Source organism: Nostoc sp. (assembly GCF_036916655.1).
GTDB lineage: Bacteria > Cyanobacteriota > Cyanobacteriia > Cyanobacteriales > Nostocaceae > Nostoc.
The window spans coordinates 19,070-32,531 of sequence record NZ_JBALFY010000038.1 but is presented as its reverse complement, the minus strand read 5'-3'; the positions used below and the strand labels follow the sequence as shown (position 1 = coordinate 32,531).

Sequence of the window (13,462 nt, the reverse complement as noted above, 5' to 3'; positions counted from 1 at the left end):
AGCTACACAAACATAGACGCTTTGCAGCTTCCCGCAGGTAGTTTGCCTACGCGGACTTAAAGAATTTGAAACCCACGATAGGTATGTTTTTACAAAAGTGAGATGCTCTCTCTTCGCGGTTCGATAAATTAAGCTTTTTATCAATAGACATCTCCAGAAATTAAATATGCGTCACCCATAACCCTTGTAGAGACGTAGCAGTGCTACGTCTCTACAGTCTTTTTCGGAGATTTCTAATGTTTTGCGTAAGTCCTGATCCAATACTTGTCGGGTTTTGGGGAAAAGGGGAAGGGGAAAGAAAAAACCTTTAACCTTTACCCTTTTCCCAAAATCAAATTCCGAGTTGAAAATGCAAAACCCCAGCAGTATTGAGTCCTGATCTTGAATTATTACTAACTTCAAGGTACAGATATTAAATACCATCTGCTAAAAATAAAATGTAGGTGCAATATGCCATTAGAAAAGGCCCAAAAAGTCCAAAAACTCCAAAATTATACCCTTTCAAGTTCCCAAACACCAGCGACATCATCACAGCTCGCACCTAGACCCTTTGGAATTCAAGCACAAAACAAGTTAGTTGTAGCAAAGACACAACAGGACATAGAGAGTGAAACCTTTGCTGGGCAAAAAATGGAAGCAACAAAGCTAGAGCTACAAGCAAAGTTTGGCACAATAACCCCACAAGGACAGGAACGATTAGATGGATTGCAAGCCAATATGAATGGATTATTGCTGTCAAAATTGAAAACGGCACAGCAGTTTGGCCATAACATTGCCAATTATTCACTAAGGCGACCTAATGAAGCAACACCAATTCAGGCAAAGCTGACAATTGGGGCATCTGGGGATAAATATGAACAACAAGCAGATGAAACAGCATATCAAGTTGTGCAACAGATTCATCAACCACAAACTAATAAACTTCAGCCAGAGAAGATGTCAGAAGATGAAGATAGATTGCAAATGAAGCCACATACTAATAATCTCCAGCAAGAGAAAATGCCGAGGGAAGAACTTCAAAACAAACCGATGGTGCAGCGTGTGTTAGACGGTAATATGACAACACCATCTGATTTGGAAGAATCTATTAATCAGACAGGAGTTATTGATACAAACATGAAAGCTGAGTTACCAGATAACTCAGTAGATAGTCTCACTTCCCAAGAAGATGCTAAAGAAGATAGTTTTAACCCAGAGCTAACTGCTATTAATCAAGTCGGAAAAATAGATCCGGTAGAGTGGTTGAAGGAACATCCGAGACCACAAGATTTAAAGCCTTTTCCAGATCCAAGAAAACGAAAAAAATCAAATCAGACAAGTGAGCCTGATCAGAACATAATCTCATCTCAACCTGGGCGAACAAAAGGAATGGATGAGTTCATAAAAACTTTGAAAAATACAGAAACTCGGAAGCAGTATCAAGAACTTGAGCAATTGACTAATGAAAACGCTCTTGAGAAAGCAGGTACTATGCCGCTAGGTCGTGGGGCTTTTGGGACGGTGTATTCCTATAAAAAAGCAGGAAGTTCAGATGCTGATCCTGTAACTCATGTAATCAAGGAAGAAAACGATGGCGGGCCTGGTGACAGAGATTATGATGAACGAAAATCAGAACGTAAACGAGCTGTATTTATCCCTTTAGTAGCTCATGAATTGGGATTTACACACATGCCGCTTGCTACATCAATGCCGCAGAGCCAGGTAGATAGAAAGAACAAACGGAATAATCTTCTTTCTACTCTAGCACCAGGAAAAGCTGGAGATAAAAAAATGTCTGCATCACCCTCTTCCGATGCGTATGACTTAGTAAATGAAGAGTTTAATAAATTTGTAATAGAAAAGACAGGTAAGAAAACAGACGTGATTAAACCGAAAACAAAATCTGAACTCAAAAAGAAATTTGGTTTTGAGGAAAAATTAGAAAAAGCTACACAAGAACTTACTCTTGAAAAATTTAAGGAACTGGACATAGATAAGCAAAAAATTCAGGATGCCGTAATATTAGATATGCTGTTTCAATATAAGGACGGTTCGTATACCCAATATATGTTTGATCAAGGTAACTTAAAAAAGATTGATAATGATGATTATGGAATCGCGAAAGTGACTAGGAATCAAACTGGCGAATACTCAAGCTCGTTTCCTGTTGGATTACCTAATGCGAATAAAAAGCTTACTGATGAGACTAAAAAATGCATCTTAAATATGGATCAAGAACACTTAAAAAAAGTACTTAAGGCAGCTACCTATAAAGATAAGTCCGGTAATAAACCAGAAAAGCAACAAGTTTTTGATGAAGAAAAAGCCTTGCGTAACCTAGAAGATATTCAGTTTCTCATTAGAGAAGCAGATAAACATGGTGGAATTTCGCTCCGAGAATTGTTCGACTTATACAATGCAAGAGATGAAAATGAGCTTCTCGATCCTAAAAGCAGTAAAAACAAAGTAAAAGAATATGAGTTAAGAATTAAGGGTAGAACCGGAGAGGATAAAGTTTTACCTAGTCAGCTATACAACATTTTAGGTGTTGATATCCCTGAGGGGGAACGAACAGGACTTTTTACAGATGATTTTGGCAACCATAAAGAATTGGGTAAAATTGATAAAGAACGTCAGCAGAAACTACAAGATAAACGTACTCAACTGGGCTATGCTCCAAGTATCAAAGACAATCCACAGTTCATAGAAGCCATCGAAAAACGCTCGAATGCAGTTCCTCTAACAGAGAATCAAAAAGCTAATCAAAAAGCCAATCAGTTGAATAATTTGAAGGAATTAAACGAGTTAATTAATAACCTGTCTAGTCAACTTGAATCATTTAAAAATATAGTTTCTCTTTCGCAACAGCAATCAGTGCTACTACAGATTAATAATCCAGAGCAAATCGAAGGTAGTGAGCATAAGTTCAGTCAGATCAAGAACTGGAGAACGAGAAAAATTAAGGGCAAGGTTCGGGACGAGGTTCGGGAACAAATTGCCAAAGATAAAGCTAATAAATTCAATTATTTAGATAAGGCAACAAAAGATGCTTCAGCTATTAAACATGAAAGAATACACGATAAGGCAATGTATCCCGTGCAGTTAGCACTACTTAAAAAAATCATTTATGAGAAGAACATTGCTCTCAAAAAGAACACCACTAAACTCGATATTAATATCGACAAAATCTGGATCACGATTGAAAAATTCAAGCCTCTTGAAGATTTAGAAATAGTTCAAGATTTTCTTGGAGAAATAAATGCTATTGGCAAGCGTTGTTCAGATGCAATAACAGAATTAGTAAACTTAGAAGATCAAATAAATACCTTGATAAAGCAGTTAGAGAGCGCAGTGGAGACTATACTTGAACATCAGGAATACCCCAAGGCTTTTGGAAAAGATAATATTTTTGAAAAGGATATTTCTTCTTTGAAAGAAGCCTTTGAGTTCTATCAAAAGGTGTCTCGTAAGTTAAAATCCCCCGAATAAAGTTTGTAACCGCAGTACCATTGGTACTTTGAACCTGACATCAACTCAGTCAACGATGCACCTCTTGCAGTGAGGGATACTGCTAGCGCTGCTAAAAATACTGCTGTGAGTATCCAAGTAAATACGTTGCTGGGTAACGATCATCGATGCTAGCAGCCTCACTATAACTGGTGTCAGTGGTGCGGCTAGCTTCAACTACACCATTAGCGATCGCCAACTTCCGAGAACTTCTGGTAAATTCCTGAAATGAGGAACCACTGGCTATAAACTCTCTTGAGTGCGATCGCTCAGAGTCAAAGGTTGTTTCTACCCTGCGGCGAAATTTTCATCGCCTAAACACCAGGAGTATTTGAACCAGTCGCCTTCTGTCCGGTGGAATCAAAAAAATGGTGCGTGCAATTTCAGTATTAAAGCGGAAACAACATAAATTCACCTACTGAAATTCCGCAATTGCCACAAAGACAATTGTAAAAGCACAGTGTAGCCTTTAACTAGAAAAACACTATCAGGTAGTTTCTAGACAAAACTTTTATATTATTTTTTGTTCTTATGACTCCAAAACACACCAAAATTAAATTTCCTCTTTGGCAATATCTGAACCAGCCCTTATTTAGCCGCGAGACTAAATTAGTATTGAATCCCCAACGTTTTGTCTTGATGTGGCGTCTGCAACTTCTAGAACGTTGCTGGAGTAAAGAATGTGACGCCAAAGGGCCTCAACAGCATTAGATATTTGAAAAGCTGGCAAACTAAGCCTCGTCCACAGAACGAGGCTTTTTGCCGTCAAGTAAAGCACTGACAGTCATATCTCCCATGACATTAATTGCGGTGCGGCAGCGATCCAAAAACCAGTCTACAGTAACTAGCAAAGCAATGTACTGGGTAGGTAAGCCGACAGAAGTGAATACCAGTGTCATTGTCACCAATCCAGCATTGGGAATATTTGCCGCACCTACCGAGGCAAATATCGAGGTAAGGATGACAACTAACTGCTGTGTTAAGCTCAGATGTTGCCCAATTAGTTGGGAAATATACAACGCAGACATTGCTTCGTAGAGGGCAGTACCATCATTATTGAAATTTGCCCCAACTAATGCCCCCAAGGCAGCAGAAGATTCCCTTAAACCGACTTTTGTTTGCAGAACCTCAAAGGTTACGGGCATTGCCGCCGCCGAGGAAGAAGTTGAGAAAGCTGTTAAAAAGGCATCAGAACCGCCAGCTAGAAATTTTAGCGGGTGTACCCAAGAACCAAATTTTACTCTGGTGAGGTAGTAGCAAGCTTGCAATACTAGTGCTAACAATACGGCGACGATAAATGCACCCAAAGATTTAAACGGTGCAAAGCCCTGCATCGCAATAGTTTTGGCTACAATTCCAAAGACTGCGAACGGCACTAAGGCAATTACCCAGTTGAGGATGCGGACTACCGCTTCAAATAAAATTCCGATGACATCCTCTATCGGCTGGAATCCATTCTTGCCTTGGGCGATTTGTTCAGATTTTAATCCCCGCAGAACGATGCCAAAACTCAGGGCAATTACAATCAGTTGGATGACATTATTATCAACCAATGGCTTGAGAACTGCTTCCGGGACAGCATCTTTGAGTATTCCCCAAGGATCGAGACTCTGAGTAGTTACTGCCGTAGTTGTTGAGGTGTTTACATTGCCCCAAGTTCCCGGACGCAGTACATTCGCTACCAAAAGTCCCACTAAAATAGCTACAGTTGTGTTGGTTAAAAGTAGTACTGCCAACCGCCGCCCAGCTGTACCAGGGATATTGGTAGTCATCAAAGTATGTAGCACCGCTACCAGAATTAGAGGTGTAGCCAAGGCGCGGAGAGCCTTTAGCACCAATTCAGCCGGAATTGCTAAATTGTTGATTAAAACCGCGTTGCTGGGGTTGGGATTCCCCGCACCAAGGGCAATTCCGACGCTGACTGCGGCGACTAAGGCGATGAGAATTTGTAAGGTGAGAGGGATACGCTGCCACCAAGGGCTAGCTTTGGTTGCAGGCGAAGTAGTTCTCTCTGTTTGACTCATTGGCTAGGTACTGCTTAACTACTGTAACTATTAAAACAACACTAATGATAGTGACAATTCCCGAAAAAGAACAGCATTAATTTTAGTTAAAAACTGTTAATCTAATATTCCGTTGCTTTGCAAAATCTAGCTCAAAAGGGTATACCACAAGGTAGGCCCCTAGAGGGATCTTGGCTTGTGGTTGGAGATGCTTATGTCTTTTGTTCCTTTACATATTCACAGCGACTATAGTTTGCTCGATGGGGCAAGTCAGTTACCAGAGTTGGTAGATCGAGCGATCGCACTGGGGATGAAAGCGATCGCCCTTACCGATCATGGTGTCATGTATGGAGCCGTTGAACTGATCAAAATCTGCCGTAGCCAAAATATTAAGCCGATAATCGGCAATGAAATGTATGTAATTAACGGTGATATTGAGAAACAAGAACGCCGCCCCAAATATCATCAAGTTGTTTTAGCTAAAAATACTAAAGGTTACAAAAATTTAGTTAAATTAACTACAATTTCTCACCTCAAAGGTGTTCAAGGCAAAGGAATTTTTTCTCGTCCTTGTATTAATAAAGATTTATTAAAACAATATCATGAAGGCTTGATTGTCACCAGCGCTTGTTTGGGTGGAGAAGTTCCGCAAGCGATTCTCAGTAATAGACCAGATGCCGCCCGGAAGGTTGCCCAATGGTATAAAGAGGTATTTGGTGATGATTATTATCTAGAAATTCAAGACCACGGTTCCCAAGAAGACCGGATTGTGAATGTAGAAATAGTCAAAATTGCTAGGGAACTAGGCATTAAAATTGTTGCGACTAATGATTCGCATTTTATTTCTTGTTTTGACGTTGAAGCCCACGACGCTTTGCTATGTATTCAAACTGGCAAATTAATCATTGAAGATAAGCGGATGCGTTATAGCGGTACTGAGTATCTCAAGTCTGGTGAAGAGATGCGGCAGCTATTTCGTGACCATTTACCAGATGATGTGATTGTAGAAGCGATCGCAACTACCGAAGAAGTGGCTGATAAAGTTGAGCCTTACCATATCATGGGTGAGCCTCAAATTCCTACACCTCCGATTCCCTCCGGTCATACTGCTGACACTTATGCCGAAGATGTTGCATGGAATGGACTTTTAGAACGCCTAAATCGCAAATCTCGTCAAGAAGTCGATTCCGTCTATAAAGAAAGATTGGAATACGAACTGAAAATGATTCAGCAGATGGGTTTTTCCAAATACTTTTTAGTTGTATGGGACTACATCAAATTTGCTAGAGATAATAATATTCCTGTGGGGCCGGGTCGGGGTTCTGCGGCTGGTTCATTAGTTGCTTATGCAATGCGAATTACTAATATTGACCCCGTACATCATGGGTTACTATTCGAGCGTTTCTTGAACCCAGAACGGAAATCAATGCCTGATATTGATACGGATTTCTGTATTGAACAACGGGATAAAGTGATTGATTATGTAACTGAAAAATATGGTGCAGATAGAGTTGCCCAAATTATTACTTTTAACCGTCTAACTTCTAAAGCGGTTTTGAAAGATGTCGCCAGAGTATTAAATATTCCCTATGGGGAAGCTGACAAAATGGCGAAAATGATTCCTGTGGTGCGGGGAAAACCAACGAAACTCAAGGTGATGGTTTCCGATAAAACTCCAGAACCAGAGTTTAAAGAGAAATATGATAAAGAACCCCATGTTCGCCATTGGCTTGATATGGCAATGCGAATTGAAGGAACTAACAAAACTTTTGGTGTTCATGCAGCAGGTGTGGTAATTTCTGCCGATCCTCTTGATGAAATTGTGCCGTTACAGAAGAATAATGACGGTTCTGTGATTACCCAATATTTCATGGAAGACCTGGAATCAATGGGTTTATTGAAAATGGATTTTCTGGGTTTGCGGAACCTAACGCTAATTCAAAAAACTGTAGATTTGATTCAAGAAACGAGAGGATATCGGGTCGATCCTGATGAAATTCCCCGCCAGGAAAGAAAAGCCCAAAGAATATTAGCTAAAGGTGAACATAGCACTTTACCAAAAGATGTACAGAAAACTTATGAATTACTAGAAGCAGGTGAGTTAGAGGGGATATTTCAATTAGAATCTTCTGGGATGCGTCAGATTGTGCGAGATTTGAAGCCTTCTAATATAGAAGATATTTCTTCTATTTTGGCACTTTATCGACCCGGCCCATTAGATGCGGGGCTAATTCCTAAGTTTATTAATCGCAAACATGGTCGAGAAAAGATTGATTATCAACACCAAGTTTTAGAACCAATCTTAGACGAAACTTATGGAATTATGGTCTATCAAGAGCAAATCATGAAAATTGCTCAAGATATGGCCGGATATTCTTTAGGACAAGCTGACTTGCTGCGTCGGGCGATGGGTAAAAAGAAAGTTTCTGAGATGCAAAAGCAGCGAGAAAAATTTGTAGATGGCGCGGCGAAAAATGGTGTTCAGAAAAAGGTTGCGGATGAATTATTTGAGCAGATGTTGAAGTTTGCTGAATATTGTTTAAGCTATGACACGGAAATATTGACAGTAGAATATGGATTAATGCCGATTGGAGAAATTGTCGAAAAAGGCATTGAATGCAGTGTGTACAGCGTTGATAATAATGGAAATATTTACACGCAACCTGTAGCACAGTGGCATGATCGCGGACAACAAGAGGTGTTTGAATATTGCTTAGAGGATGGTTCAATAATTCGGGCAACAAAAGACCATAAATTTATGACTGTTGATGGTCAAATGTTGCCAATTGATGAAATATTTGAGAGCGAATTAGATTTGATGCGGGTAGATAATTTGCCGAGTTAGCCAGAATAAAACTTTAGTAGTATGAGATTACGCTGTTGAATTAGCAGCGATCGTATTTGCAAGACAAATACTTTTATTTTTATGGTTGCTGAAAGCGATCGTTCCACTGATAGATGTACATGACGGCGATCTGTATAGAGAAAGGTGATGCTAAAGGGATAGTGCTACTGGATTAGATTATCACAGAGCGAGGTATTATGACCCAGGACTAGGTGATTTAGAACTTAGACAAGCTACAAGTAAAGCTCAAGCTGAAGCAGGATTAAATGTAGGAGTGAAATATTAAATTATGAATTCAAATCAAAAGATAAAAGATTTCTTACATCAGGAAATTTTTGATTTACATGAAAATCAAATCGATACTTTTTTGAATGACTACTCTCACGATGCTGTAATTCAAGGTTTATTAAATACATTAAAATCTCCATCTTCATTTGAATATGGCTTTGAGCGTTCGTGGAAATTAGGACGAATTTTACGATCTATTTCAAATCGATATTCTGTTGACAACCATTTATTATCATTGCTCACTACTTGTACACTCGCTCAAAAAAAATCATTCATGAATTTTCTTTCTGGCTATTGGGATAATGGAAATTCTAATGTTGAGATGGTATTAAAAATTATTGAAGACATTGAAAGTGTAATTGTTAATCCAAATGAATTAGAGTGGGATCGAGAAGCAATTTGTTTTGGATTGGAAGCAGTTACGCTTGGGTATCTGAATAACAATGAATTATTTCATATCAATAAAGATTTAGATAATAAACTAATAAAAAAATTTAAAGTTTTTAAAGAATATATATCAAATTTCCCTTCTGAGTACCCAGCTAAACAGTTACTTTCGGAAAACTTTGATTAGAGGATGTTTTAAAAGTGAGGGAGTGGTGATGCTATGCTTGCTATAAAAAGGATTGAGGATACAGTACGATGAAAACTCGCAGCTTTGCAGTCCTCATTTATAAAGAGGACGATATGTATATAGCTGAATGTCCCGAAGTTGGTACGGTCGATCAGGGAGAGACAATCGAACAGGCAATTGCTAGCTTAAGAGAGGCAACGCAGCTTTACTTAGAGGAATTTCCTCTACCTGAAACATCTCCAAGGTACATGACCAGCATTGAGATCACCTATGCCTAAGTTGCCACGAATTTCAAGTAGAGAGGCAATTCGGGCATTGGAGCGTTTGGGTTTTGAGCAAATTCGACAAACCGGTAGTCATGTTGTGATGAAAAAGCAAACGCCGGAAGGGACAACTGGCTGTGTTGTACCCGTGCATCAAGAATTGAAGGTAGGGACATTGAGCGGCATTCTTAAGCAAGCGCAAGTTACACCGGAAGAGTTTATAGAAAATCTGTAAGCGATCGCTTTGAGTGCGAATTGGATTTGATACGAGTTGAGGGAACTGGGGATTGGGAGACAAAGGGGATAAGTATAATACCATGCCCCATGACAAATGATTAATGACTAATGACCATTTGCGGTTTTCCCCAAAGTATACTTTCCTGCTTGTAAATTGCAATTCCGGGTTTTGCTCCTTTGGGTTTGTAAACGTGTTTTGGCTGAGTGTAAACTACTGGTACTTGCTCACTCTGACGGGCACGACTGTAGTAAGCGGCAAGATTAGCCACAAATTGTAAATCAGCTTCTTCTGCCACAGCACCCGGTTCTAGACGTAGTAACACATGGCTTCCTGGAATTTCTTGAGCGTGAAACCATAAGTCATAATCTCCAGCTACACGAAAGGTCAATTGGTCATTCTGGCGATTGTTGCGACCGATTAATACTTCAAAGCCGCCGGGGGTAAGGTAACGATGAAAGTTGGTGCTGGGGGGTTCGTTTGCACTGCGGCTACGGTATTCTGGATCTTCTAGATACTTTTGCCCAATCAACTCTTCGCGGATTTCTTCTAAAGCTCGTAAATCTTCTGCTGTTTGATAGGTGTCTATCTGAGCGATCGCAGCTTCTACTTGTTCTAAATACTCAATTTCTGTCTGCACTTCCAATAGTAGCGGTTCCACGGCAGCACGGGCGCGTTTCAGCTTTTGGTGCTGTTTGTAAAGACTTTGGGCATTTTGGACGGCATTTTTATCTGGCTGAAGTGCGATCGCAATTGGCAAATTTGTCTCAAAATCTGCCAGGATAATTTCTTTCATCCCTGGTTCCCAGTTTTGCAGATGAGCCATCAATAAATCAGCTTTTTGCCGATAATCATCCGCTCGATCTGATTGCTGCAAGCGCGTCTGAAAGGTTTGAGCTTTATTGCGTAATTTCGCCAGAATATTATTCAATTTCTGACTCAATTGATGGCGCAATTGCGAAAATAACTGTTGATCGATCTGGTTACTGTAGTAGTGGTTGAGTAACTCCTGAATATTTTTGACCTTTTCAACTACACCCCAACCCATTACGGTGTAACCATCTTTTGTCCAAGCGGGTTGAAATTTACTAGAATCCAAAGCTTGCAGCCATTCTTGCCAACGCTCAAACAGCCGTCGCCAGTCGTCGGAGTTGAGAGTATCGGTAGATGTTTCTGGGGCGATATTTGCTTCTAGCAGCATTAATTCCAGTAGCGCTGCACTCAAGCCACTATAACTTTTGAGCAACTGCCGCTTAATTGCCCCTGGTACTAAACTTACCCGTTCTTGCCAACGTTCTTGAGATTCGCTCAAACTGGGGACGGTTCCAGTCAGTTTCGGTGGTGTTTCATAAGGCTGTCCGGTTTGGATGGGACGGACACTAGATTGCTGCTGACTGACTTGATGAGCGGCGGTGATAATTATATTGTTAGCGTCGGTGAGAATGACGTTGCTATACTTGCCCATGATTTCTGCATAGACATGATATAGGGCGCTTTCTCCAGGACGACGGGCAAATTGCAAATCGATAACCCGCTCCCAAGGGGCGATCGCTTCAATCGCCACCAGTGCTAAACCACCCAATTGGTGTATCAATTGTTGGCTAAAAGTAAAAGTATCAGGCGATCGCGGTGGCGGATCGCCAATACAAATATGTGCAGCTTGGGGATGCCAAGAAATCTGTAGCCAATCTCGCTGTTGCAGGGTGCGTAATGCCATCGCAATCGTGTAGCGATCGCGCTGGTAAACCTGTTCTAAGCGTGATGGTAGCCAGTTAGCGCGGATTTCGCTACAAGCAGCTGTGAGAGTGGTAAAGTCAACTGGTTGCAAAGCGATTACTTGTTAACATTCAAATGGTAGCGATCGCTATGCCTTTATTTTTGTTTAGTTAAAGCATAACAGACCTCACCTATCATAGCGGTTACTTGGTTTGGTGATAGCTGCGAATCAAAAAACGCAGAAATTATCATAAGATAAGCTTCTGCGTTTAGGTAATAAGTTAGTTTTTTATACAGTTTGTTTTCGGTGTTGAGTTTTCTAAGCTCACTCACCATTATTTGTTACGCAAAAGCGTTATTTAGCAACCAAAACTGGTTTTTTTGCAGTTGATTGCACTAGTTCTGTAGTTGAGCGTACTAGTTCTTTTGCTGTTGGCGCTACTGGCTGTGGTTGCAACAGTTGGGTGTAAAGTTCACTCAGTTGACTTGCTACACCATCCCAGCTAAATTTATTTTCGACGCGCTTTCTACCGGCTTTACCCAATTCATCTCGCCATTCTGGATTTAAGAGAATTCGGTCTATGGCAGATGCAAAAGCATCTACATCTTGCGGTGGAGCCAATAAACCAGTTTCTTCATTAACCACAGTAAACTGAAGTCCGCCGACATCACTAGCTACAACTGGTGTACCGCTTGCCATCGCTTCGATCGCTACGAGTCCAAAGGGTTCGTAGTGACTGGGAACAACGCAAACATCGGCAGCTGCGTAATAGGTTGGTAAAATATCTTGACTTAGACGACCAGCAAAGATGGTAAAGTCGCTCATTCCCAATTCGTTGATAATAGCTTCAATGCGATCGCGCTCAATTCCGTCGCTGTTACCTGGAGTGCTACCACCACCAATAATTAGCTGGATATTTTTCGAGTTGCGTAGTTGAGACTTGTTGACTGCACGCACCAAGGTTTCTATACCTTTGCGTTGGTCAAAACGCCCTACATATAATACGACTTTGGCTTCTTTGTCAATTCTCAATTCCGCCCTAGCTGCTTCTCGTGCAATGGAGCCAAACCGCTTAATATCTGTACCACAGGGAATGATGTCAATATTGCCTTTAGTGGAAACTAGCGATCGCATGTGTTGTTGTTCTTGTGGACTTGTCGCCACAATTCGCTCTGCTGTTTCCAACACTTGTTTTTCTACTGCTAATCGCACACTAGCAATCAGAGGAATATTTTCTATAGTGTTATATTTTACCGCTCCTAAGGAGTGGTAGGTGTGAACTTGTTGACTCCCTTGGATTTTCTTTAACTCCATTCCCACCCAACTAGAGAGCCAGTAGTTAGTGTGAACTAACTGGTATGTAATCTCATTTTTTACTTGAAATTTAAGGAAATTATCCACAAATTCAGGCAGATAATCAAAAATTTTATCTCGCGGCACAAACTCAAGAGGGCCAGCTTTTAAACGAATAGTTCGACAATTATCGCTGTGTTCAACAATCGAGTCTTGCTCCAGATTAACCTTGCGGGTAAACATATCAACTTGCCATCCTAGCTGCGCTAGGGCTTCACCCACCTGGCGCACATAAACATTTTGTCCCCCAGCTTCTTCTTTGCCTATTTCAATCGCCGGATCTCCGTGGACAGAAATCAAGGCGATACGTTTTTCGGTGGTAGAGTTCATAGTTTGTGTGTGGCTCATTTTCACAAAGTTTTATACTGTTCCAAGCTCGTTTACAAGTTGCCTGAATGGTTTAGGAACTTTGAATAATATTGAATCGATTTCAATTTACTTTACTCTAATCTTTTATTACATACCTCTGTCAGAAGTCTACTTTTAAATTAAATATTTGTATTTAATTTCTTCAGATATAGGAAATTGTTATATTTGCATCTCATACTTTTGATAGATGAAAATTATATTTTTAATTCATGTCTAGCTCTAATTTCATAGATATAGCAATCTTAAATTTGCTCTCTACCGAGATCCTCAGATCCCCGACTTCTTCTTCTTCTTAGAGGAAAAGGCGACCCAGTGCGTAGTTTACTGCC

The 13,462-nt window shown here is 40.4% G+C and carries 10 protein-coding genes; 7 read left to right on the top strand and 3 right to left on the bottom strand.

The genetic code is table 11. The annotated features are described in order from the left end of the window. Nucleotides 1-450: 450 nt before the first annotated feature. The 3 genes from V7L31_RS10715 to V7L31_RS10710 all read left to right on the top strand — a co-directional run bounded on the left by V7L31_RS10715 (nt 451) and on the right by V7L31_RS10710 (nt 4,197). On the top strand, nt 451-3,468 hold the full coding sequence (locus V7L31_RS10715; protein ID WP_334696201.1) for a hypothetical protein: 3,018 nt from the start codon (nt 451-453) through the stop codon (nt 3,466-3,468). 69 nt (nt 3,469-3,537) lie between these two features. After that, complete coding sequence (locus V7L31_RS32595) at nt 3,538-3,621, top strand: hypothetical protein (protein WP_442944400.1); 84 nt, start codon at nt 3,538-3,540, stop codon at nt 3,619-3,621. A gap of 396 nt (nt 3,622-4,017) precedes the next feature. Then, the gene (locus tag V7L31_RS10710; RefSeq protein ID WP_334696200.1) at nt 4,018-4,197 is read left to right on the top strand and encodes a hypothetical protein; all 180 of its coding nucleotides are present in this window, start codon (nt 4,018-4,020) and stop codon (nt 4,195-4,197) included. A gap of 20 nt (nt 4,198-4,217) precedes the next feature. On the opposite strand, the gene V7L31_RS10705 is transcribed toward V7L31_RS10710, so the two are convergent. Next, nucleotides 4,218-5,510, bottom strand: a complete 1,293-nt coding sequence (locus tag V7L31_RS10705; RefSeq protein ID WP_334696199.1) for a dicarboxylate/amino acid:cation symporter — start codon at nt 5,508-5,510, stop codon at nt 4,218-4,220. Nucleotides 5,511-5,703: 193 nt separating this feature from the next. Here V7L31_RS10705 and V7L31_RS10700 point away from each other — a divergent pair, with 193 nt between their 5' ends. The 4 genes from V7L31_RS10700 (at nt 5,704) to V7L31_RS10685 (ending at nt 9,694) form a co-directional block, all read left to right on the top strand. Then, complete coding sequence (locus V7L31_RS10700) at nt 5,704-8,334, top strand: DNA polymerase III subunit alpha (protein ID WP_334696198.1); 2,631 nt, start codon at nt 5,704-5,706, stop codon at nt 8,332-8,334. Between the two features lie 289 nt (nt 8,335-8,623). Continuing rightward, complete coding sequence (locus tag V7L31_RS10695; protein WP_334696197.1) at nt 8,624-9,196, top strand: hypothetical protein; 573 nt, start codon at nt 8,624-8,626, stop codon at nt 9,194-9,196. Between the two features lie 68 nt (nt 9,197-9,264). Further along, nucleotides 9,265-9,474 (top strand): type II toxin-antitoxin system HicB family antitoxin, encoded by a 210-nt coding sequence (locus V7L31_RS10690; RefSeq protein ID WP_094330857.1) that lies wholly within the window; start codon nt 9,265-9,267, stop codon nt 9,472-9,474. Then, complete coding sequence (locus V7L31_RS10685; protein WP_322704835.1) at nt 9,467-9,694, top strand: type II toxin-antitoxin system HicA family toxin; 228 nt, start codon at nt 9,467-9,469, stop codon at nt 9,692-9,694. The genes V7L31_RS10690 and V7L31_RS10685 overlap by 8 nt, the downstream gene beginning before the upstream one ends. Nucleotides 9,695-9,794: 100 nt before the next feature. Here V7L31_RS10685 and V7L31_RS10680 read toward each other — a convergent pair whose 3' ends face one another. Continuing rightward, a complete protein-coding gene (locus V7L31_RS10680) occupies nt 9,795-11,522 on the bottom strand; it encodes an Rqc2 family fibronectin-binding protein (protein ID WP_334696196.1) in 1,728 nt (575 codons plus the stop codon). A 243-nt stretch (nt 11,523-11,765) separates the two neighbouring features. Next, a complete protein-coding gene (locus tag V7L31_RS10675) occupies nt 11,766-13,094 on the bottom strand; it encodes a glycosyltransferase family 4 protein (protein ID WP_334696195.1) in 1,329 nt (442 codons plus the stop codon). Nucleotides 13,095-13,462 lie beyond the last annotated feature (368 nt).